General features: G+C 63.8%; 17 protein-coding genes. 10 read left to right on the top strand and 7 right to left on the bottom strand.

The genetic code is table 11. From position 1 onward, the window contains the following. From B4N44_RS12100 to B4N44_RS12090, 3 genes are all read left to right on the top strand, one after another. The coding region (locus B4N44_RS12100) for a transcription termination/antitermination NusG family protein (RefSeq protein WP_296701122.1) at window positions 1-263 on the top strand (263 nt) is incomplete at its 5' end. Window positions 264-480: 217 nt separating this feature from the next. Then, a complete protein-coding gene (locus B4N44_RS12095) occupies window positions 481-1101 on the top strand; it encodes a hypothetical protein (protein WP_296701120.1) in 621 nt (206 codons plus the stop codon). 165 nt (window positions 1102-1266) lie between these two features. Then, window positions 1267-5352 carry a response regulator gene (locus tag B4N44_RS12090; protein ID WP_296701118.1) on the top strand — a complete coding sequence of 1362 codons (4086 nt, stop codon included), beginning with the start codon at window positions 1267-1269 and terminating at the stop codon, window positions 5350-5352. A 72-nt stretch (window positions 5353-5424) separates the two neighbouring features. Here the strand turns inward: B4N44_RS12090 and hisG are convergent, their stop codons facing one another. After that, window positions 5425-6297 (bottom strand): ATP phosphoribosyltransferase, encoded by an 873-nt coding sequence (gene hisG / locus B4N44_RS12085; protein WP_296701117.1) that lies wholly within the window; start codon window positions 6295-6297, stop codon window positions 5425-5427. Between the two features lie 221 nt (window positions 6298-6518). On the opposite strand from hisG, the gene B4N44_RS12080 reads away from it, so the two are divergent. Genes B4N44_RS12080 through B4N44_RS12070 form a run of 3 tightly spaced genes read left to right on the top strand, consistent with a single transcriptional unit; the run spans window position 6519 to window position 9909 of the window. After that, on the top strand, window positions 6519-7196 hold the full coding sequence (locus B4N44_RS12080) for a hypothetical protein (protein WP_296701114.1): 678 nt from the start codon (window positions 6519-6521) through the stop codon (window positions 7194-7196). Window positions 7197-7253: 57 nt separating this feature from the next. Further along, on the top strand, window positions 7254-8699 hold the full coding sequence (locus B4N44_RS12075; protein WP_296701113.1) for a hypothetical protein: 1446 nt from the start codon (window positions 7254-7256) through the stop codon (window positions 8697-8699). A 49-nt stretch (window positions 8700-8748) separates the two neighbouring features. Then, window positions 8749-9909, top strand: coding sequence for an AI-2E family transporter (locus tag B4N44_RS12070; protein ID WP_296701111.1), 1161 nt, complete (start codon window positions 8749-8751; stop codon window positions 9907-9909). Between the two features lie 71 nt (window positions 9910-9980). Here the strand turns inward: B4N44_RS12070 and B4N44_RS12065 are convergent, their stop codons facing one another. After that, window positions 9981-12011 (bottom strand): PhoX family protein, encoded by a 2031-nt coding sequence (locus B4N44_RS12065; protein WP_296701109.1) that lies wholly within the window; start codon window positions 12009-12011, stop codon window positions 9981-9983. A 290-nt stretch (window positions 12012-12301) separates the two neighbouring features. Here B4N44_RS12065 and B4N44_RS12060 point away from each other — a divergent pair, with 290 nt between their 5' ends. Continuing rightward, window positions 12302-13213 (top strand): patatin-like phospholipase family protein, encoded by a 912-nt coding sequence (locus B4N44_RS12060; RefSeq protein ID WP_296701107.1) that lies wholly within the window; start codon window positions 12302-12304, stop codon window positions 13211-13213. Window positions 13214-13331: 118 nt separating this feature from the next. Here the strand turns inward: B4N44_RS12060 and B4N44_RS12055 are convergent, their stop codons facing one another. Further along, window positions 13332-13796, bottom strand: a complete 465-nt coding sequence (locus B4N44_RS12055) for an Lrp/AsnC family transcriptional regulator (protein ID WP_296701104.1) — start codon at window positions 13794-13796, stop codon at window positions 13332-13334. A 432-nt stretch (window positions 13797-14228) separates the two neighbouring features. On the opposite strand from B4N44_RS12055, the gene leuA reads away from it, so the two are divergent. Continuing rightward, a complete protein-coding gene (gene leuA / locus B4N44_RS12050; RefSeq protein ID WP_296701103.1) occupies window positions 14229-15896 on the top strand; it encodes a 2-isopropylmalate synthase in 1668 nt (555 codons plus the stop codon). A 207-nt stretch (window positions 15897-16103) separates the two neighbouring features. Beyond that, complete coding sequence (locus B4N44_RS12045) at window positions 16104-19388, top strand: SNF2-related protein (RefSeq protein WP_296701101.1); 3285 nt, start codon at window positions 16104-16106, stop codon at window positions 19386-19388. A gap of 3 nt (window positions 19389-19391) precedes the next feature. On the opposite strand, the gene B4N44_RS12040 is transcribed toward B4N44_RS12045, so the two are convergent. The 4 genes from B4N44_RS12040 to B4N44_RS12025 form a co-directional block, all read right to left on the bottom strand. Continuing rightward, complete coding sequence (locus tag B4N44_RS12040; protein ID WP_296701099.1) at window positions 19392-20396, bottom strand: TIGR00341 family protein; 1005 nt, start codon at window positions 20394-20396, stop codon at window positions 19392-19394. 10 nt (window positions 20397-20406) lie between these two features. After that, entirely contained in the window at window positions 20407-20850 is a 444-nt protein-coding gene (locus B4N44_RS12035; RefSeq protein ID WP_296701097.1) for a hypothetical protein, read from the bottom strand. A gap of 204 nt (window positions 20851-21054) precedes the next feature. After that, window positions 21055-21249: a hypothetical protein gene (locus tag B4N44_RS12030; RefSeq protein WP_296701095.1), complete on the bottom strand. Its 195-nt coding sequence runs from the start codon at window positions 21247-21249 to the stop codon at window positions 21055-21057. 385 nt (window positions 21250-21634) lie between these two features. Then, window positions 21635-22555, bottom strand: coding sequence for a LysR substrate-binding domain-containing protein (locus tag B4N44_RS12025; protein WP_296701093.1), 921 nt, complete (start codon window positions 22553-22555; stop codon window positions 21635-21637). Between the two features lie 352 nt (window positions 22556-22907). Here B4N44_RS12025 and B4N44_RS12020 point away from each other — a divergent pair. Next, a partial coding sequence (locus B4N44_RS12020; protein WP_296701125.1) for a Clp protease N-terminal domain-containing protein occupies window positions 22908-23524 on the top strand: 617 nt, incomplete at its 3' end.

The following is a 23524-nucleotide window of genomic DNA, read 5'->3' as shown; positions in this document are numbered from 1 at the left end:
GCCAAGGCTATGTGGTCTATCACCCGAGGATTCTGCTCGAACGCGTTCGGCGTGGAAAACGCCACGCTGTCGAAGACTCGCTCTTCACGAACTATCTGTTCATTCGGCTGCGCCGTTGGATCGACGATTGGTCCCCGCTGCGCTCGACCTTCGGTGTCTGCCGACTGGTGTCGTTCGGGAACGAGCCGCTTTCCGTGCCCGACACGCTGATCGAGGGAATCCGGCAACGCCTTGCCGCGGCGCCCGTTCAGCCTGTATTCTAGCCGGGGCAAGATCTTCGCGTCAGTGCGGGGGTCTTTAATGGTCTGGATGCCATCTTCGAGGCCTACGACGGCGTGGATCGCGCACGTTTACTCATACAAATGCTCGGCCGCCAGACGGAGGTCGTGCTCCCCTTGGCATCACTCGCTCGGTCGGCTTGAATCATCGGCGAATCGAGCAACGTCCCTGTCGGATCTGTTTTTTAATCTCGGTTTAACTATGCTCGATTTCTTACCGATGGTTCGGCGAAGCCTTGCTCGAATCCGCTATGAAGACAGGGTTCGAGAGCACTATGATTGTGTGTCTGCATACTGGCCCCTGTTGATATCTTCCTCCCGTTTTCGGCCCTTGACATCGACCCGCACGATCTTGATTCATCGCAAACTGGATATCGGTGAATCCAAAAAAACGGTCATGGACCACCTCGGTCGACCAGGACATTCCATCCATTCGCCAAATCCCGTGACGGAAGCGATCCTCGTTTACCGCTTTCGGATCGAGGATTATCGAATTCGCGACGAGCTCCATTTTTCATCGCAGGGGCTCTTCTATGTCAGCCGGACATTCTCCTCCGTTGCAACGCACAGGTATGCCGATATCCTTCGGATGTACTCCGACAAGTATCTCGGCGGCTCGCCCTTCAACGGCATCAAGCAAAAGATCGTGGATTCAGGTGGACGCGAGATCTTGCCGACTTCGGGACCTGCGCTCACCGTGCACTATGTCGCGATCCTGCATCCTGCCTTTCGGCAGATCGCCGAGCACATACGAAGCGCGCGCTCGGATGATGCCGATCTCGACCAAGTAGGGAAGGATTCCGCACTGCATGATTGGTTGTAGATGGGGTCGAGGGCTTTACAATTCTTAACTTGCAACCGATAATCGACGCGTCATGGGCGCGGACAGGAGTCGAGTGTCGAGACATTGGATAGGTTGTCTGTCTTCTATGAAGTGACGTTGTGGTGATCTTCATCAAACTCCGACTGATCGAGTTGCACGTATTGGATGGTTGACACTCTGACCGATCTCGATCGGCCCGAGGGCGATGGGCTCGTACCTTCGTCGAAATTGCAGCGTCTGATTGACGGTCTGCCGATCGCGATTGCGATTCACAAACTGGATGCGGAACGCACGCTGGCCTTCATCAACGAACAGTTTGTTCGCCAATTCGGCTATACCCTGGATGACATCCCGACGGTGACCCACTGGGCGCTGCTCGCTTATCCCGACGACGCCTATCGACGCGAGGTCTTTTCCGTCTGGGATGCAGCCCTCGAGCGTGCGATCGAGACCGCTGGACAAATCGAGTCCATGGAGATCGCGGTCAGATGCAAGGATGGGTGCGCCCGCGACGTGCTGATCAAAGCCGTCGTCCTCGACGATGAGCTCCTGGTCACGTTCGACGACATTACGGAACGCAAGCAATCCGCGGAGAATCTGCGCGCCGCGCGCGAGTCACTGGAAAGGACGGCCTATGACCTCACCGAGAACATCCCGGTTGGAACCTACACCATGGTCCAGCCTCCCGATGGCGGGCTGGCGCATTTTTCGTTCATGAGTGCGCGTTTTCTCGAGCTCACGGGGCTCGACCGCGAGGAGGCTCGGCAAGACCCGCTCAAGGGCTTTGCCTGTGTTCATCCCGATGATTTCGATGCCTGGGTTCAGCTCAATGTCGAGGCGTTCAGCAAGAAGCGACCCTTTTACGGGGAAACCCGTGTGGTTGTCGATGGGAAGGTGCGTTGGATCACCGCCGAATCCATCCCTCGAACACGCAATGATGGGTCGACGGTTTGGGAAGGCGTTCTGACCGACATTACGGAGCGCAAGCTCGCCGAACAGAGCTTGGCCGCAAAAGAGGCCGAGCTCCGCAGGGTGCTCGAGAACCTGCCGATTCCGGTCATCGTCGCACGCCTTGCCGGAGATGCCTCGCTGACGATCGTCAACCACGCCTTTACCACCGTCTTCGGTTATCGGATCTCGGAGATTCCGACCCTTCGAACCTTGTCTGAGCTGACCAGTCCGGATCCGGTCCACCGCGCGGAGGTTTTCGGCCGGCTGGAGCGAAATCTCGACACGGCGATCGCCGAGGAGTCTCTCGTCAAGCCGATCGATTGGGAGATCACCTGCCGGGACGGCAGCCGACGCAGGGTCGAGATGAGTGCGCTCCCGCTCGATGACGTCGTCATCGGCACCTTCGTCGACATCACGCAACGCCATCAAACAGAGCTGGCGCTGCTCCAGGCAAAGCAGAAGGCAGAACGACTCGAGCGGACCAAGAGTGCCTTTTTGGCCAACATGAGCCACGAGATTCGCACGCCGCTCAATGCGGTGCTCGGCTCGGCTCAACTGCTTGGCTACGAGTCGCTGACCGACCCCCAGCACGATCTCGTCGGACGGATCAAAGAGGCCGGCGACTCATTGCTGCGTGTCGTCAATGACATTTTGGATCTATCCAAGATCGAGGCCGGACAACTCGCCATCGAGCAACGTCCATTCGATTTGAGCACGCTCCTGTCGAAGATCGACGCTCTCCATCACGCGATCGCACGGCAGAAAGGGATCGAACTGCGCATCCAGGTGTCGCCCTTACTCGAGGACATGCTGATCGGCGATGCTCTGCGGATCGAGCAAATCCTCAGCAACTTGGTGGGCAATGCGATCAAGTTCACCGAGCAGGGCTCGGTGAGCATCCTGGTCCAGCATGGGCCGGATGACGATGGTCGGGTCAGACTTCGCTTCGAGATCCGAGACACGGGCATCGGTATTGCCCCCGAGGCCCTCGCCGGACTCTTCGCGCCCTTTACGCAGGCCGACACGGGGATCACACGCCGATTCGGTGGGACCGGCCTAGGTCTCGCCATCAGTAAATTGTTGGTCGATCTGATGGGCGGCACGATCGGCGCGGACAGCCAGATCCAGCACGGCAGTTATTTCTGGTTCGAGCTTCCGCTCGCCCGTGGCGCGGCAGAGCGCACCGAGTCTCGCGCGGCCGATGCCTCGGATCAACCGCGGAGGCCGCGGCTGAGCGGTCGTCACTACCTCGTGGTCGACGACAGCGCGATGAATCGGTTGTTGATCAAACGGATGTTGCGGATCGAGGGCGCGAGGGCGACCCTTCTCGACGATGGCCAACAAGCGATCGAGTGGCTTGAGGACGGTTCCAGTGACATCGATGCCATCCTGATGGACGTTCAGATGCCGGTCATGGATGGACTGACGGCGACACGTCTGATCCGTGAGGATCTGCATTTGCACGAGCTCCCCATCATCGCCGTCACCGCGGGGGTCATGGCCGAGGAGCAAGCGGCTGCCCGGGCCGCCGGGGTCAACGAGGTCTTACCCAAACCGATCGACCTCGAGCAGTTCACGCGCTGCCTCATGCGTTGGACCCCCGGCGACGCAGGATCGCAGACGGACGACCGAATCGAAACCGGTGGCGAATCATCGATCGAGAACACACGAACAGCCAGCCGGCAGCGTATGGCTCGAGATGAAGTCGGCGATTTCCCGACCATCGCCGGGATCGATACGCTCCGCGCCGTCTCGGGGACCCATTCTGATCGGGGGTTATTCCTGAGCCTGCTGGAGACCTTCGCCGAGCAACATCGTGACCTCATCTCCCTGACCAGGCAGGATCTGGCTCGCGGTGAGCGCGACGACGCCGCACGACGCATGCACACCCTACGCGCAAGCTCGGATCAATTGGGCGCAATGGGCCTGATGCGCTCGGCTGCCGCGCTTGAATCCGCCATCCGCAACGGAGAATCGGATCTCGATGCACGCCTCGATGCATTGGCGGTTCGAATTGACGGGTTGATCGAGGCGAGTATCCCCTGGCGGAGGACCGAACCCCCTGAAGCTTTACCCGCACCCAAGGTCTCGATGGACCTCATCGACAACGCGCTGAGTCGACTCCGGCGCGCACTCAAGGATCAAGATCTCGGCGCACTGCACCTCTTCGAATCGCATCAGCAAGAACTGGCTTCAGCCTTGGGCGACACGGTCATGGCGGCGCTGCGCCGAGCGATACGCGTCTGCTCCTTCGCGGAGGCGTTGTCGATCCTGGAGCCATACTCGATGAGATCACGCCGATTGCAGGTCGCGGATCGGCCGCCGGCGATGCGCTCGGAGCCGCGTATCCTCATCGTCGATGACGATCTCTTGGCGATTTCGGTCCTTCACAGGGCCTTGGACGGCCTCGGCGAATTGCGCTTCGCGACCGGTGGGTACGATGCCCTGCAGCGCTTGGCTCAGAGCCGGGTGGACCTGGTGCTCCTGGACGCCAATATGCCGAATCTCGACGGTTTCGAGACCTGTCGAGCGATCCAGAGCCGATATCCGGAGACTTCAGTGATCTTTGTCACCGCGGAAAGCGATGCAGCAAAGGAGGTGAAAGCGCTCGCGCTCGGTGCCCTTGATTTCATCAGCAAACCGATCAATCCGCCCGTGGTACGGGCTCGCATCAAGACACACCTCAGGCTCAAGGCGCAAAGCGACTTGCTGCGCGATCTCGGACGTCGCGACCCCCTCACCGGTTTAGCCAATCGGCGCGCGCTCGACGAGCAGCTCGTTCGAACATGGCAAGATGCCTTCAGCCGCGAAGAGCGCATCTCCGTGCTCATGATCGATATCGATCATTTCAAGGCATACAACGACTATTACGGACATCTCAAGGGGGACGAGTGTTTGCGCGAGGTCGCGGCCATCTTCGTGGATACGGCAGCCCGCGCAGGTGACCTCGTCGCGCGTTTCGGTGGCGAAGAATTTGCGATCCTGCTGCCCGCCACGCCGCCGGAGCAAGCCGCAGCCCTCGCCGAAAAGCTCTGCGCGGCGGTCCGCGCGCGGCGCATCCCTCATGAGCGATCCAACACCGCGTCATACCTGACCGTGAGTATCGGGGTAGCCAGTACCATCCCATCCATGCAGCAGGAGACGGCGCTGAACGACGACAGCATCGCGGGCGCGCACCGGGGTTTCGGCCTCGAGCTCGCAAGCAATCTCCTCGCTCGCGCCGATTCAGCGCTCTATGCTGCAAAGGCGGCCGGCCGCAACCGCGTGCGCATCGACATTGACGGGTCGTGCGAGACATAGCCCGCGAGACGCCGCCGGTCAGAGGGATCTCGCCTACGCCGAATGGTCACTTGCTCGGGAAGGGTCCACGCATCAGACCATCTTGTTCAGCCTGTACTCGAGGATTCCCTGCGCACCGGCCGCGCTGAGCTTCGGGACGAGGTCTCGCACCGAGGCGGCATCGACGATGGTTTCGAGTGCCAGCCATTGGCGGTCATAGAGATGGCTGACCGTCGGGGCGTGGAGACTCGGCAGCAGCGCGACCACGGCGTCCAGGCACTCGGCCGGGACGTTGCACTTGAGCGCGACCTTGTGGCGAGCCCGCAGCGCCGCTTGGAGCATCAAGGCGATCTGCTCGATCTTGGCTCGCCGTTCGGGATCCTGCATGGCTTGCGGGTTGGCAATCAGCCGCGTCTCGGTGATCAGCAGATCCTCGACGATGCGCAGTCCGTGGGCGCGAATGGTGCTGCCCGTCTCGGTGATCTCCACCACGGCGTCGACTAGCCCTTCGACCACCTTGGCCTCGGTCGCACCCCAGGAGAACTCGACGGCCGCTTGGATCCCGCGCTCGGCGAGATAGCGCTTGGTGAAGCCGACCAGCTCGGTGGCGATCTTCTTCCCGGCCAGGTCCTCGACACGCTGGATCGGCGAGTCCTGCGGCACCACCAAGACCCAACGGCTCGGGCGGTTGGAGACCTTGGAGTAGGTAAGGGTGCAGATCTGCTCGACCTCGGCTTGGGATTCCAGGATCCAATCCAGGCCGGTCAGCCCCAGATCCAGCGCGCCGCGCTCCACATAGGGGGCCATCTCCTGGGCGCGAATCAGGGCGCAGCGTATATCCGGGTCGTCGATATCGGGGTAGTAGTTGCGCGCGTGCGCCGTGATGTTCCAGCCGGCTTGGGCGAACAGCTCGAGGGTGGCCTCTTCCAAGCTTCCCTTCGGGATGCCGAGCTTCAATAGGGGCATGCGGACTCCGGTCGATGGCTTCGGTGCGGACGCGCCCATTATGCCCTGAATCAAACATCGGAAGTGCTTGCGTATTGCGCATCGACGGCCTATTTCTAAGGTGACGAACGGCGAAGCCCCGCGTCGGAGCTGCGGTCGGTGCGTCGCTTTTTGGGAAGGCAGCGCGATTGCGTATCTCGCGGCCGCGGCGTTCGTGCTGATCGGGAGGCAGCTGTTCAGTGATGAATCAACGATTCGATCTCGTCGTCATCGTCGGGGCGATCTTCTTCGCGATCTTCGTCGCGACTGCAGTGATCCTCCTGATCTTGGGCGTTCCGGGCAGAGGCCCGGAACCCGTTGCCGAAACGACCGCTCGTCCCGCCACCCCGGGGCCGATTCGACAGCCGGATCGCGCGCGAGCCTTCGCCGAACCGGCTGTGCCGACCTTGCCGCCGGGGTGGCGGGACGAGCGGTCGTTTGGGTACGGGGCGTCGCGCGACGGAGGATCCGTGATCGACGGCTATCGCTTCCGTCCGCTCGAAGAGCCCGAGCTTCGCCGTTTCGGCGGTCGGGCCGATGTACCCGACGCCCGATCGGCGAATGGTTTCGGCATGCAGGATCGCGGTCTCGGCGACCCCGTCTTTCGTCGCGACGATCGACTCCCGCAGGACTTCATGTCCGATTGGGGGGAGACACCCTATCGATTCCGTCCGACCGAGACTCCGCGGAGCGCGCCCGATCCGAGGCGCCCGCCGCGCGACCCTCGAGACCCGCGCGGTTTCACCGATCCACCGCTCTTGGAGACGCCGCCTCAATGGGGGGCGACTCCGCCGGTGCTGCTGCCGTCTTTGCCGCCGCCCTTGCCCGATCTCTATCCTTCGTTTGTTCCGCCAAACGATCATCGACTCACGGTACGATAGTCGCGTCGTCCGTCCCGCCCGCCTTCGCGATCCTCCTATCGGAGTCGACCCGGTCCCATGCCGAAAGCCGAAGCCTCTACCGCCGCAAGCACAGGTGCGTGCGAGCTCTCCGGCGCGTGCCGGTGCACCCTCTCGGAGCGACGGGCACTTCAGCTCGGTCTCGCACTCGTCGTACTGGCTTCTGTGCCGATCGCGCTGGTGGGTCTGCCGCTCTTCGGCGACGGCGCCTATTACTTCTTCAAGATCGCGCTCGACGGCGCTCCGGTCCTTCCGAATCTTCGACTCGGCGCCATCCTTCCGCAGCTCCCGGCCCTGGCCGCGACCCGACTGACCGACGATGTCGGGCTCTTGCGTCACCTCTTTTCGTTCACCTATGTCGGTCTTCCCGTGGCGTCCTTGCTGGTGTGCTGGCTCCTGGTGCGCGGGCGCCGACCCGAGTTGATTCTGCTGCCGCTGCTCTTTCTGGTGGCCAACCAGATCAACTTCTCCGCTGTCTCGGAGCTGCTGCTCGGCCTGTACCTCGTCTGGCCGTTCGTCCTCCTCGCGGCGCTCGAGCCGAATCGGCGTCTGACCTTGACCTACGGCGCCGTACTGGCACCCTTGCTGCTTCTTCTGCATCCGCTGGGCTTCGTGCTGGCGGGGTTTCTGAGTCTCGTCGCACGCTTGAGCGCCGGTTCCCGTCGCGCAATCGATCGCACCTGGACCCGCGCATGGAACGGTCTTGCCGCGGCCTTTGCGGTCTCGGCGCTCTTGCGCGTCATCTCGACCCTGATCGGCGCCACAGGCTACGAACGCTCGCTGGCCGAGCCCGATGCGGCGGCCCGCTACATCCTGCCCGACACCCTGTCGCAAAGTCTCTTGCTGGCGGTGGTCGCGGTGTCGGGGATTCTGGTGGCGCTGAGCCTTGTCCCCCGATGGTGGCGGGGTCGCGCGGTGGTCGAGCGCCGACTGTTGTGGCCGGCCTTTCTGCTGCTGCCGGTCGTGGGTGTCGCGGTCGCGCTTGATTTCCTCCTCGGAGAGGGAATCAAGCTCAAGGCGGGGCTGATCCTGCCGGTTGCGTTGCTCATGATGGGGCTCGCGGTCGGGATCGCCGGGCGGCCGTCGGCACTCGCGGATGTTCCCGGCATCCGTCGCCTCGGGCGATTGGTGCTCGTCGCTGCACTGAGCGTCGCATTGATCGGGACCGCAAAGTCCGCTGCCTGGTGGACGGCGACGCACGCACTGATGAATGCCGTGGCCAGCACCGAGATGAGCTGCCTGGCGTTCGGCCCCGAGGAACCCTACGCGTTGCAATGGCCCTGGATGGCGATCATCGACGACTGGGCGACGCCCATGAACGCACTGGTGTTCCGTCCTCCGTGGGCGATCCCGCTCCTGTTGCCGGGTGAGGGGTGCCGTCGGCTCGAGGAGACCGGTCAGGCTCATCTGGCGTCATGGATCCGGAGGCCGGCCGCACAGCTCGAAGCCAGGTTCGGGCCTTTGCGCAGTGTCGGGACTCCCTGATCAGGTCAGGTGCATCGCAATCTGACTTTCAAATGGATAAGTGGGTTTTATGAATCAAGATCTTGTCAATAAATGGGTGGTTATCCTGATGGCGCTCGGGATCTCCGCGCTCTTTCTCGCGATGATCCAACAGTTTCTGATGGCGCTCTTTCTCGCCGGACTCTTCAGTGCGATGGCACGGCCCTTGTTCCTCTGGCTGCAGCCGCGTCTGCGGGGCAGTTCGAGCCTGGCGTCGCTCACGACCCTCTTGGTGGTGTCCGTGGTCGTCTTGATCCCGCTGGCGTTGCTGATCGCGGTGGTGGTGGCGCAGGCGCTCGATGTCACCCAGACCTTCGTGCCCTGGCTCAAGGAGCGCCTCGCCGATCCGGATGCCTTCCTCGAGGGTATGCGCCGTTTGCCCTTCTATGAGGATCTGCTGCCCCTGCGCTCGATCTTGATCGAACGTGCCGGCGAGGCCGCCACGATCGCCAGCAAGTTCATCGTCGGGGGTCTTTCGTCGCTCACGATGGGGACCCTGAACTTTTTCTTCATGGCGTTCGTGATGCTCTACAGCATGTATTTCCTGCAGATCGACGGACAAAAGCTCGTCAACAAGATCCTCTATTACCTGCCGCTGAAGAGCGCCGACGAACGGGTGATGCTGCAGAAGTTCACCTCGGTGACCCGTGCTACGCTCAAGGGGACGCTGCTGATCGGTCTCCTGCAGGGCGGACTGGCCGGGATCGCATTCGCCATCGCGGGGATCGAGAACGCGGTCTTTTGGGGCACCGTCATGGTGGTCTTGTCGATCATCCCGGCGGTCGGCTCGGCCCTCGTCTGGGTGCCGGCGTGTATCGTACTGGCCGTGCAGGGGCAGGCGGGAAGCGCGATCGGGCTGGCTGTCTTCTGTGCCCTGGTCGTCGGCAGCCTCGACAACGTCCTGCGACCCATTCTGGTGGGACGCGACACCAAGATGCATGAGCTGATGATCTTTCTGAGCACGCTCGGAGGCATCTTTATGTTCGGCTTCAACGGACTCTTTATCGGGCCGCTGATCGCCTCGCTCTTCATCTCGATCTGGGAGGTTTACGGGGTCGAGCTCGCCGATCTCTTGCCGGATGTGGATGCGGTGTTGGACGACCTGGGCAACACCGGCATGGATGTGCCCAAGCCTGAACCCCGGGTCGAGAGCCCGATCGAGTTGCCCGATGACCTCGATCGGGGACCTTGAACCCCTCTCGGCGCCTTTGAGTGACCGATTGCATGCGCCGCGTTGAATGAATGCCCCTGCTTGACGGCTGATCAGCCTCCGATCGGTCCGCCATCCTCCTTGGTGACGACCACGACCGAGGGGCGGGGCGGCATCGCCGGATCGAAGTCCGGCCAACGCGTGGCGGGGTCCTCGAAGGTTGAGGGGCGCTCGAAGCCGGGATAGTCGAGCGTCCCGTCGGTCGCCGGGTGTTGCACGGCCAAAAAGAGCGTGCGCCCGTCCGGGGTGAAGCAGGGTCCGCAGAGCTCCGCACCGACCGGTACCCGGAAGAACATGCGACCTGTGCCGCGCGCGGCACCTTCGGTTTCGAGTGCCCAAAGCCCGTCGGCGCTGCCGGATGCGCCGTGCCAGGCCGTGCCCTGATCGGTTGCGACCCAGAGCCGACCCTGATGGTCCAGTGCACAGTTGTCCGGGCAGGCAAACCAGCCGTTCTCGCCGGTCGCCGGGTTCCAGAGTGCGGCGGTCGCCGGGTCTCGCGGATTGCCGGCCTTGACCAGGACATCCCAGTCGAAACGCTCGGAGGCATGATCGCCGGCAGGCGGGATCAGCTCCAGAAGATGACCCCACAGATTGGCGGCGCGTGGATTCGCCGTGTCGACCTGCTCTGCGGTTCGTTCCTTGTTGTTGGTGAGCATCACATAGACGCGGCCATTGTGCGGGTTGGGTTGCACGTCCTCGGGTCGGTCCATCGGGGTGGCCCCGAGCAGATCGGCGGCACGACGGGTCTCGATGAGGACATCGGCTTGTGAGTGAAAGCCGTTCTCCGGTGTCAGAGCGGCTTGGCCGAAGACGAGCGGGAGCCAGAGGAGCGTGCCGTCCGGCGCGAAGCGTGCGACGGAGAGCGTGCCCGCGTCCAACAGGTCGCGGTTCGCCGCGCGAGTGCTCGGGTCGACCTTACCGTCGGTCACGAATCGATAGAGATACTCGAAGCGCTGATCGTCGCCCGAGTAGAGCACCAGACGGCCGTCGGGGTTGACGATGGACTCGGCGCCCTCGTGCTTGAACCGCCCGAGCGCGGTGCGCTTGATCGGCATGGATGCCGGGTCGAGCGGGTCGACTTCGACAATCCAGCCGAAGCGGTTGGCCTCGTTCGGCTCCGCGTTGACGTCGAAACGTTTGTGGAATCGGCCCCAAGCGAAGTGGCCGGCAGGGACGCCGTAGCGGGCGTAGTTGCGCCTTTCCGGATGATCGGCGAAGCCGTCCGCCGCGCTGGCGTCCGGATGCCGATCCAGATCGCCCGAGAAATAGCCGTGAAAGTTCTCCTCGGCCATCAGGTAGGTGCCCCATGGTGTGATGCCCCCGGCGCAGTTGTTGAGCGTGCCGATCACCCGGGTTCCGTTCGGGTCGGCAGCGGTCTTCATGCGCTCATGCCCGGCAGCCGGTCCCGAGAGGGCCATCTCGGTATCGAGCGCGGTGATCCGGCGGGCGTACCGGCTGTCGGGGACCACCGACCAGCGCCCGGCATTCTGTCGGATCTCGAGGATGGATCCGCCGTTGCAGGCCATCTCGATCGCGACGCGCTCGGGGGTCGGCTCGTTCGCGCCGCGGAACATCACCTCGGCGTTGGTGTATTCGTGATTGATGCACAGCAAGCCGTGCTCGGAGTTTGCCGAGCCGAGCGGCAAGGGAACATAGCCGACATAGTCGTTGTTGTAGCCGAACTGACGGGTCTGTGCGGCGGCGCTTTGGCGATCGGGATCGAAGGCTGATGCGCCGGGTAGAATGGGGTCGCCCCAGCGGATCAGGATCTCGGCGCGATAGCCGGGTGCCACATGATGGGTCGCGTCGACACCGTGGGCGATCTCCTCGAAATCGAAGCGGGTCTTTGCGGCCTCGGGCTCGCCTTCCGGCTCCGTCACGGTGTCGGCAAGAAGCGCCAAGGGGCCGGCCGCGAGGGCGCCGAGCGCGCTCGCGGCAAGCGCACCGCGCAACAGGTCGCGCCGGCTGAAGCGGGTCTGGATGATGTCGCCGAGCGTGGCCGCGGCGCTGGAGTTGACGGGGCGATCATCCGACGCCTCGTGGGCCTCGGCTGAACAGGAATAGTCTCGATCGATGCTCGGCATGGTGGTTTCGAAGCTCTCGTTGTCGTCGGGTCGATAACCGTTCGCCCCCCTTGCGAGCGGGAGGGCCCGGGAGTGGAACCCTTACTCGGGCCAAAATGTCTTGCGCACGGGTATCGGCGTTCCCAAGGTATCTCGGTCGTCGGGGTCATGGACCGCTTCCGATCCTCGTGCCCCGTCCGGCCGCGACAGGATACGCGCTTGGCATGACGATCAGGTGTCGTGCTTGACCGACACCTTTGCGATAGGCTTGTTTGCCGGGCAGATTCGATTCGATAGAGGGGTGGCGGTTGATGAGGAAGCCGCGGGAACGCGAAACCATTTCATTGGCACTCGGCAGCGGCGGAGCCCGCAGACTCGCGCATATCGGCATCATCGAGTCCTTGACCGCGCGTGGCTATCGCATCACATCGATCAGCGGTGCCTCGATGGGTGCCTTGGTCGGTGGCATCTATGCCGCCGGCGAGCTCGACGCCTACAAGCGTTGGGTCTGCGCGCTGAACCTCGGCGATGTGCTGAGGTTCGTCGATTTCGCCTTCAGCGGGACCGGTCTGCTCAAGGGCGATCGCATCATCGAGACCTTGCGATCGATGGTCGGCGATCATGCGATCGAAGACCTGCCGATCAGCTACACCGCCGTTGCAACGGACATCGACCGACAGCGCGAGGTTTGGATCTCGCAGGGTCCGCTCTTCGACGCCATCCGTGCCTCGATCGCCGTGCCGGGCGTCTTCACGCCTCACCGCTATCGCGGTTTGACGCTGGTCGACGGCGGCCTGCTCAATCCGGTGCCGATCGCCCCGACCTTTCGGGACTTCACGGACTTGACCGTGGCGGTCAATCTCAATGCCGAGACCTCGGCGGCGCCGGGCGTCGAACGGATTCAGGATTCCGCCGTCGCGGCGAAGGCTCACGAGGAGACCCCGGTGGATCTCGGCTATCAGGAACGGATCCGGCAGTTTTTCGACGCGATCGGCGAGACCTTGGGAGGGCGCGACGATGAGCAGCTCGGCGTCTTCGATCTCACCCTGAGGTCCTTCGAGACCATGCAGAACGCAATCGCGGCGGTCAAGCTTGCCGCCTATCGCCCGGACGTGGTGATCGAGGTCCCACGCGACGCCAGCGCCGCGCACGAATTTCACCGCGCACGCGAGCTGATCGAGCTCGGACACCGGCTGGCGGAGGAGGCGATGGCGGGGCGCTGACCCGATGCTGCGATCACGACGCTGGAGATTCAGGCATTCGGTGTGCCTTACGGTCTGAATCAATCGTCCTCGATACCGGCTTCCTGAAATCGCCCCTACGCCCTCGCGTCGGTCCGCCTCAATCCAGGGGTAGGCTTGCGCGCTCGACCACGCGCCGCAGGACGAAGCTCGAGTGCACCCCGGTCACCCCGTCGATGCGCGTGATCTTGTTGAGCAGCAGGTCCTGGTAGGCATCCATGTCTCGTACGACGACCTTGAGCTGGTAGTCGGCGTCGCGTCCGGTGATCAAGAGACATTCCTGCACCTCGGGGATCGCCGCGACGGCAGTGTCGAAGCGCTCGAAACGCTCCGGGGTGTGTTTGTCCATCGAGATGCTCAGGAGCGCCATGAGGTTGAGCCCAAGCGTCTTGGCATCGAGCAGGGCTGCATAGCCGCGGATGATGCCCGCGTCTTCGAGTGCTCGGACGCGCCGCAGACAGGGGGAGGGCGACAGGCCGATGCGGTCGGCCAGCTCCTGATTGCTGATGCGTCCATCGTGTTGCAGCTCCTCGAGGATCCGGCGGTCGTAACGGTCCAGCTTCATCGGGGTTGCTCCGTCCGGTACGTCTTCCGGGGTGAGAATTACTGATCTGCTGAATAAAACTAAAAAAGTAGCAGATCCTTGCTCGGATTATCCGTTATAAAGGTATCTTTGCAATCATCTGCGTGCCTGTCGAGCCTATTCTATCCCCGTCGGCCAACCAGCCGCGACCCGGGCAATGGCTCACGAGGCACCTGCCCATCAGGCTCCGAATCCTGACCGGGACGGGAGCGGCCAAGTCCCCTATCGGGGCGCGGCAAACCGGTTCCGCCCCGCCGTTTACTCGGCGCGGGCGTGAACGATCATCTATCGCGGATAGCTCCGAGCTATCGGCTACCGGCGATGAGCTTTGATCTGACGGCGTTTTGTCGAACGCCTCGACTCTTCCGACGGCTCATGGCTGGCTGCAGCGCACTGAAGATTCCGGAGAACAGCATGACCCGTTTTGACCCCCGAAAATATCGTCGCGGTCCGGTGGTGGACCTGCCGAATCGCCGCTGGCCGAGCCGTGTCGTCGAGCAGGCTCCGATCTGGGCGAGTGTGGATCTGCGCGACGGCAACCAGGCGCTCTTGGAGCCGATGGGTGTTGCCCAGAAACGTCGTCTTTGGGCGTTGCTGGTCAAGATGGGATTCAAGGAGATCGAGATCGGTTTCCCGGCCGCGAGCCAGCCGGACTTCGACTTCGTGCGCTGGTTGATCGAGGAGGACAAGATCCCCGAGGACGTGACTGTCCAGGTCTTGGTCCAGGCACGCGAGGATCTGATCCGCCGTACCTTCGATGCACTGGATGGTGCACCGCGCGCGATCGTCCATCTCTACAACTCAACCTCGCCCATCCAGCGTGAATGGGTCTTCGGTCAGGACCGGAACGGCGTGAAGGCGATCGCCCGTCAGGGTGCCGAGTGGGTCTTGCGCGAGGCGCAACGGCGGCCCGCAACACGCTGGACCTTCCAGTATTCGCCCGAGAGCTTCACGGCCACCGAGCCGGACTATGCCGTGGAGGTCTGCGAGGCGGTGCTGGACGTCTGGCAGCCGACCCCGCAACAGCCTTGCATCATGAATCTGCCCGCGACGGTCGAGGTCGCGAGTCCGAATGTCTTCGCCGACCAGGTCGAGTATTTCGCGACCCACATCTCGCGGCGCGAGACGATCGTCCTGTCGGTGCATACCCACAACGATCGCGGCGGTGCTGCAGCTGCAGCGGAGCTGGCCCTCTTGGCGGGTGCGGACCGGGTCGAGGGGACCCTGCTCGGCAACGGCGAGCGCACCGGCAACCTGGACATCGTGACCCTGGCGATGAACCTCTACAGCCAGGGCATCGATCCGGGTCTGGACCTCAGCGACCCGGAGGAGATCGTCCGGGTGGTTGAGGAATGCACCGGCACGGCGCTGCACCCGCGCCACCCTTGGGTGGGCGAGCTGGTCTATACCGCCTTCTCGGGCAGTCATCAGGATGCGATCCGCAAGAGTCTGATGCGCCAGGATCCAGAGGAGCCCTGGCAGGTCGCCTATCTGCCGATCGACCCGCGCGACCTGGGTCGCAGCTATCAGGCGGTCATTCGGGTCAACAGCCAGTCCGGGAAGGGCGGCGTCGCCTTCGTCATGGAGCGCGACTTCGGGCTCACGCTGCCGCGCTGGATACAGGTCGAGCTGGCGCGCTTGGTCCAAGCGCAGAGCGAGCGGCGTGGCGGGGAGATGGATGCCGCCAGTATTCACCGCATCTTCATGGACCATTTCGTCGTCGATCAAGCCCCGGTCCGGCTGCTCGGCTATCGGCTCGATCGTAACGGTCACGATGTGATCGAGGCCCGCATCGCGGGACCGGACGGCGAGCAGCGGCTGAACGGTGAAGGGCAGGGCGCGATGGCGGCCTTCGTCGATGCCTGGTCGCGTTGGACCGGTCAGCCGGTGCGTATCCTGGATTATCAGGAGCATGCGATCGGCGAGGGCACGGACGCCGAGGCCATCGCCTATGTTCAGCTGGAACTCGGATCGCAGCGGATCGCCGGCGCGGCCATCGATCGCGACACGGTGGCCGCCTCGCTGGGTGCAGTCCTATCCGCGCTGAATCGCGGCGAGGTCCGGCAGGCGCGGGCGGCGTAGAGCGCGAGCCCCTGCAGATGCCGATACAGAGCGTTGCGCACCTCGGTCAGGACACGATGCCCGGCCAACCTCGGCCCGTGATCGGCGATCGAGACTGCGTACCGTGCCTTCCGTTGTCTTCCCCGAGGTTGTAGTCTCGCGCCTTTCTCGTTGTAACCCTCAAGACACGCGATGCCTTCCGTTCCGTTGCTGCTCGATCCCGAAACCTTGAAACACGCGATCCCCCCGACCTACCTGGAACGTGGCAGGCGCTATCTCCAAGACCGACGCGTGTTGAGCGCGGATCATGATGCCGAGCGCGGGCTGGTGACGGGGCGGGTGCGAGGCTCGGGCGGACGCATCTATCAGTGCCTCGTGCAGATCGGCGAGGGGGCCGACGGTGCCTTGACGGTAGTCGGACACTGCTCCTGTCCGGTGGGATACAACTGCAAGCACGTTGCGGCGGTGTTGTTGTCGTTGGGTACCCGAACCACGAGCGCGATCGTGCCGGCCCAGGCACTCGCGCTGCCGTTTCAATTAAAGAGCTGGCTCGATCAGATCGAGCGTGCGACGGGCGTTCCGGCCGAAGAACCCCATCGGATCCTCTATTTCATCGACCCGGAGGAGCACCTCGGGGTCAGGCGCACGGGTGTGCGTGCGGCGAAGGCGCGCCAGCTGCTCGCCGGCGGCTATGGTAAAACTCAGGATTTCAATATCCTCGGTCACTCCAAGGCAAGCTTCATTGGTCCGGAAGATCAACGCATCATGGGCTTGCTCGCGGTCGCGCGGGGCGGTGGCGACCCGGGCGTCGCCTATCTGGATACCTTGACCGGTGCGGACGTCATGGCCGCGATCACGCGCACCGGGCGCGGTCATCTGCGCACGATCGATGGCCCGGTCCTGCGCGACGCGGGTCCGCTCGCGGGGCGGCTGGAGTGGCGTCTCGGAGACGATGCCCGGTTGCGCGTGATCCTCGAGGCCGACCGTCCGGGGCTTTTGCTGCTGCCGATGTCGCCGCCCTGGTATTTGGATCCGGACACCGGCGACTGCGGTCCGCTCGAGACCGGTCTCGATGATCGGGAGGCCGGCGTCTTGGCTGCGGCCCCGGTGGTCGCGCCCGAGTCGGTGGATGCGTTGGAGAAGGCGGCGCGGGAGCGCTTCAAGGGGCGCTCGGTTCACCTCCCCAAGAGCCCCGAGCGACGTCGCAGCGCCTCGGAGATGCCGGTTCCCCGTCTGCGCCTGCGTAGCATCGATCTGGCGGCAAGCAGCGTGGGTCGCTACTGGGGCATCCAACGTCCGCCCGAGTGGACACATCACGCGGCACTCGACTTCGAATATGGCGGCACCTCGGTGGATCCGCGCGACCGTGCCCCGGTGTTGCGCCGCGTCGAGCAGGGGGTGCTCGTCGAGGTGGAGCGTCAGCCCGAAGCCGAACGGACGGCGATCGGCGTGCTCGAGGCATCGGGCTTTCGTCGCGCCGCTGAGGCCTCGGATGCCGATGGCCTCTGGTTCGAGCGCGCCGACCCCGAGACCTGGCTCGACTTCATGCAGGATGCACTGCCCGATCTCGCGGCGCAGGGCTGGCGGATCGAGATCGGCGAGGGCTTCCACTTTCGGATCGCCGAGATCGGCGATTGGGAGATGGACGTCGCCGAGGGCGAGGGCGGCAACTGGCTCGATCTGGGACTGGGTGTGGAGGTCGACGGGCAGCGCGTCGACCTGCTCCCGCTGCTGGTGGAGCTCATCGGGCGCTATCAGGTGGACCTCTCCACACGGACGCTCGCCACGATGGACGCGCAGACGCGCCTGCAGCTGCGTCTGCCCGACGGGCGGCTGATCCTGATGCCGGTGGCGCGTCTGCGGCCGATCCTCTCGACCTTGATCGAGCTGTACGACCCCGAGGGTCCGCTGGGATCCCATGGGAGCAAGGGCCGCTTGCGTCTGTCGCGTGTCCATGCCGCGCAGCTCGCCGAGCTGGAGGCGGCGGCCCCGGCGCTGCGCTGGCGGGGCGGGGATGCGGTGCGCGAATGGGGTCGGAGGCTGCGTGATTTCCAAGGGCTGGAGACGATCGCGCCGCCCGTCGGGCTGAGCGTCGAGCTTCGGCCCTATCAGCGCCAAGGGCTCGATTGGCTACAGTTTTTACGCGAATACGGGCTTGGCGGTGTCCTCGCCGACGACATGGGTCTCGGCAAGACGGTGCAGACCCTGGCGCATCTCCTGGTCGAGAAGGAGAGCGGTCGGGCCGATCGCCCCAGCTTGGTGATCGCGCCGACGAGTCTCCTCTTCAACTGGCGCCGCGAGGCCGAGCGGTTCGCCCCGGCGCTGCGTGTTCTGTCTCTGCACGGCTCGACGCGCCACACGCGGTTCGCGTCGATCCCCGATCACGACCTGGTGCTGACGAGCTACCCGCTGCTGCCGCGTGATCTGGATGCACTCGCGGAGCAGAATTTCCATCTACTCATCCTGGACGAGGCCCAGAACATCAAGAATCCGCGCAGCAAGGCCGCGCAGGCAGCCCGTGGTTTGAACGCACGCCATCGGGTCTGCCTGACCGGCACGCCGATGGAGAACCACCTCGGCGAGTTGTGGTCGCTGCTCGATTTCCTGATGCCCGAGCTGCTCGGCGACGAGCGCCGCTTTCGGCGGCTGTTTCGAGTCCCCATCGAGCGTCACGGCGACGATGTGCGTCAGGACGAGCTGCGTCGGCGGGTCGCGCCCTTCCTGTTGCGTCGCACCAAGGAAACGGTCGCCGCCGAGCTGCCGCCCAAGAGCGAGATCATCCGCGAGGTCCCGCTCGCGGATGATCAGCGCGATCTCTACGAGACACTGCGTCTGGCGCTGCATGAGAAGGTGCGCGAGGAGGTGGCGCGCAAGGGTCTTGCGCGCAGCGGGATCATCATCCTGGATGCACTGCTCAAGCTGCGCCAGGTATGCTGCGATCCGCGTCTGGTGTCGCTCGAGAGTGCGCGTCGGGTCAAGGGCTCCGCCAAGCTGGATCTGCTGATGACCCTGCTGCCCGAGCTGCTCGAGGAGGGGCGGCGCGTGTTGCTCTTCTCTCAGTTCACGAGCATGTTGGCCCTGATCGAGGCGGAGCTGATGAAGCGCGGACTGCGCGAGGATCAGGACTTCGTGAAGCTGACCGGGCGCACCCGCAACCGGGATCGTCCGGTCGATCGCTTCCAGGCCGAGGAGGTGCCACTGTTTCTGATCAGCCTCAAGGCCGGCGGCACCGGTCTGAATCTCACTGCGGCGGACACCGTGATCCACTACGACCCTTGGTGGAACCCCGCGGCCGAGCGTCAGGCGACCGACCGCGCACACCGCATCGGTCAAGACAAACCGGTGTTCGTCTACAAGCTCTTGACCGAGGGGACTGTCGAGCAACGGGTCGCGGACCTGCAAGCCCGCAAACAAGCCCTTGCAGACGCCATGTTGGCCGGCGGCGGGGCGGCGTCCGGCGTCTTGAGCCCGGCCGATCTGGATCTCTTGTTCGCGCCTCTCAGCGACGATTGAGCACTACCAGGGTAGGTGCCAACCGGCGGTGCGGATCAGGATGACTCCGATCAGCAGTGCGAGCAGGATCGCCCAAAGCGAGAGATAGATGGCGTTGGACTGTTTGGCCCGGTTGCGATCGGTCCAGGAGCGCGGTCGTACCCCTTTGAGCAGGAAGACGACCTTTGCAGACAAGAGCACGCAGACGATGTTGACGATCAGCAGCAGAAAGGCGCCGAGCGCCTCTTCCCAGCGTCCCGCGCCCAACATCATCCCCATGGTTGCGGTCGGCGGGAGCAGGGCGACGGCGACCATGACGCCGACCAGGGTGGAGGACAAACCGGTCGTCAGCGAGAGGACCGCCGCGGCACCCGAGGCCAGTCCCAAGACCACGCCGCCGAGATCGACATCCGTGCGGGAGAGGATCTCGGGGCTGTCGAGCCCGAGCGGCAGGACCAGAGCGATCACGACGGCGATCAGAAGGGACAGGCTGATCCCGGCGAAGTTTGTCTTGAAGGCACGCCAGGTGAGCTCCTTGTCGCCGAGCGAGGTGGCGAACGCGAGTGCGATATTGGGTCCGAGCAGGGGTGCGATGACCATCGCGCCGATCACGACGGCAACATTGTTTTCGATCAGACCGATGGCGGCCACCAGGGTCGAGAGGACCGTCAACACCAGAAAATTGCTGTCGAGCTGGGCGCCCTTCGCGATCTGGCTGTAGAGCTCCTCGCGTGTGGCCGCGACGGCCTCGGCCTTATCCTTCTCGAGGTCCTTGTCGTCCTGTCCCTCATGGGTCAAGACCGCGTCGATGGACTGAATGACGATGCGCGCGTTGTCGCTGGCCGTGAACAGATCCTGCAGCGAGTCGATCAGTGCTTGCCGGTGATCGTCGGAGACCAGCATCCGGATGCTGCAGCGCCCGTCCTCTGCGTCGCCGCCCCACCAGAAATCCTCGGCGCCATAGAACTTCGCCATGCCCGAGAGCGTTTTGGCGTGCTTGCGATCTGCGATGACTTCGACGATGCGCATCGGCTTGGACTCAGAAGACCGGGATCTGGGCAAAGAGGACGAGGAGGATGATCGCCAGGACCCCGACAGCCATCCAGATGCGGTTCGCCAAGCGACGGCGTTTGCATCGTTTCTCGATCTGGGCGAAGAGGCGCGGATCGGATTCGATCTCGGGCGCGATGTAGAGGCGTCGATGGATCAAATCGATCGCATCCACGGCGGCTGTTGCGGTGACTGGATCGGTTCGATAGAGACCGGTCTCGGCATCGACCATGCTGTGCCGAAGCGCCGTTTGAGCGTGCATTCGGGCGACATGGAGTGCAGGGAAGAAGGCCGCATAACAGAGACGCGGTCGGGACGGGTCGGTTGTCTCGATCTCCGCGGGGGATGGTGCCTGCTGTGCACCGAACACGCGCACGAGACCCGGTCGATCGGTACGTGTCTCGACGATCAGGTAACCTTCCAGCTCACCCATTGCGAGCCCCTTGAGCCTTGGTTCCGGGCGTGATTGCTTCGGCCGCGCCGGCGCAACTCAGGCAGGATCTGCGCGCCTGATCCGGCGATCGGGCACAAGCACGCCACGCCGACAACCTGCCATCCTTTCCGATCGGAACCGGCCGATCAGGCGACGCGTCCTTGCGCCGACAGAATCGGTGGCTCCCGCGGGTTCGCTTTTGATTCAGGCCGCGCGGGCCATGCGCTCGATTTCCCAGTTGCACCGGTCGATGAGGACCTTCAGCGATCGCGTGACCGCGATGTCGTTGCGCAGCTCGAACCGGTTGCCGTGCTCCCAGCAGTCGTTTGCGGCATCCGCGAGCAGCGGAAGTCCTTGACGACAGAGCTCCCAAAAGGCCAGTGATCGTTGTGTGCTCATGATGCGTATCCCCTGACGATGGGTCGGAAGGCGGACGATGTCCACTTGATTTGACCAAAGCATATACCTTGCCATCCCGCCGAAGCCCTTGCCTACACGGATTCTGTTGCCATTCTGCAACAAGCCAAATCATGCGATTTGTCGTTGACCCCACTTGGAGTGTAGCGCATGTGGGCAGTTTTGTCGGCATAGCAACACTCATGGGTCGTTTCCGCAACGAATTTCTGGACACTGCTGTGCGCCCAAGGTGCGAGCAGCGTCGGGGTTTGCAATGCACTCCGGCACCGAACGGCAACGAATTCGTCTGTAATGCCGGTGAAAGTACGCCGTGTCGAGCGGCACGAAGCGCTCAACTGCCGGATCCAGGTTGATGCCCTGAACGGGATCAGTCTAGGCGTCTGACAGTGTTGGGGAGGTGCTGGCGGATGACGTCGGCGAAGGCCTGTAGCGCCGCACGTCTGGGAAAGCTGCGCCGGTAGACCAGCGAGATGCGGCGGAACGCATCCGGGAGATTGCCCAGCGGGCGTGCGATGATGCCGCTGTCGGTCATCCAGGCCCCGCGGATCGCCAGCGCCGGGACCAAGGTGCAGCCGAAGCCGGCGCCGACGAGTTGCAGCAGTGTCTCCAGGCTCGCGGCGCGCAGATCCGCCATCTCGCCTTTCGTCGGCCGCTCGGCGAGACGACAGACCTCCATGACTTGATGGGTCAGGCAGTGCCCGTCGGCCAGCAGAAGAAGGTCGACCTCTTCCAGGTCCTTCGCCGTGATCTCGTCCTTCTCGTATAGAGGATCGTTGCGCGGATGGGCGAGCCAGAAGGGCTCGTCGAACAGCGGCATCGTGTCCAGATCGGTATCCTCGATCGGCGTGGCGAGCAGCGCGGCGTCGATCTCATGCCGCACGAGGCGGCCGAGGAGCAGATCCGTGATCTCCTCGGACAGGATCAGCTTCAGATTCGGGTAGGCGCGTTTCAGGGGCACCAGAACCTGCGGGATCAGGTACGGGCTGAGGGTCGGGATGGCCCCGATACGCAGCGGGCCGGCGAGCGGGTCTTGGTGAGCGCGAGCGACCTGCTCGATCGCCTCGGCCTGCTCCAAGGCGAGCCGCGCGTGCCCGAGGATGGCCTCGCCGACCGGTGTGACCTCGACCGAGCGGTTGGTCCGCTCGAAGATGACCACGTCGAGCTCGTCCTCGAGCTTCTTGATCTGCCCGCTCAAGGTCGGCTGACTCACGAAGCAACGCTCCGCGGCACGCCCGAAGTGGCGTGTCTCGGCGACGGCAAGGATGTATTTGAGGTCTCGGAGGTTCACGCAGCGATGATACAGCGGCGGGGCGTTGGCCTCCAGCCTCCAGCCGCCTGCCGCCAGCTTTCAGCCGTCAGCTGTCAGCCCTTGGCTTTCATGCCTCGGCTTCCGGCTTTCCGTTGTCAGTTTCGGTTCGGTCGCGGTTTCCGGCTTGATCAGACTTAGGGAATGCCGGCATCCTCAAGCTGACGGCTGACGGCTGACGGCTGACGGCTGATAGCTGAAAGCTGGCGGCAGGAGGCAGGAGACAGGAGGCAGGAGGCAGGAGGCCAGCGTCCGCAAGCCGCCCCCGCTTGATTGCCCCCGGCCGATTCCCCACCTCCGCAATGACCTTATAAAAACTCAGGAGTCATTCACCGTGAGAATGGACAAGCTGACCGCGAAGTTTCAGATGGCCCTGGCGGATGCGCAGAGCCTGGCCGTGGGACGGGATCACCAGTTCATCGAGCCGCTGCATCTGATGATCGCCTTGCTGGATCAGGAAGGCGGCTCGGTGCGTCATTTGTTGACGCGCGCCGACGTCAACGTGAATCGGTTGCGTTCGGCGTTGAGCGATCAGCTCGACCGGCTGCCGACCGTGGAGGGCGCGGGCGGCGATGTCCATGTCGGCAACGATCTGAACAGACTCCTGAATCAGACCGACAAGCTCGCCCAGCAGCGCAACGATCAGTACATCTCCTCGGAGCTCTTCGTGTTGGCCGCGCTGGAGGACCGCGGGGCCCTGGGCTCCGCCATGCGCGAGGCGGGCGCGAGCAAGGGCGCGATCGAGAAGGCCATCGAAGGGGTGCGCGGCGGCCAAAACGTGAACGACCCCAACGCCGAAGAGCAGCGTCAGGCGCTCGAGAAGTTCACCATCGACATGACCGAGCGCGCCGAGCAGGGCAAGCTCGATCCGGTCATCGGGCGCGACGACGAGATCCGACGCACCATCCAGGTCCTGCAACGCCGGACCAAGAACAATCCGGTGCTGATCGG

The sequence above is a fragment of the Thiocapsa sp. UBA6158 genome (assembly GCF_002423035.1).
In the GTDB taxonomy this organism is placed as follows: Bacteria; Pseudomonadota; Gammaproteobacteria; order Chromatiales; family Chromatiaceae; genus Thiocapsa.
Note: the sequence above shows the minus strand (reverse complement) of the source record. Positions and strands in the feature narration are given on the sequence as shown.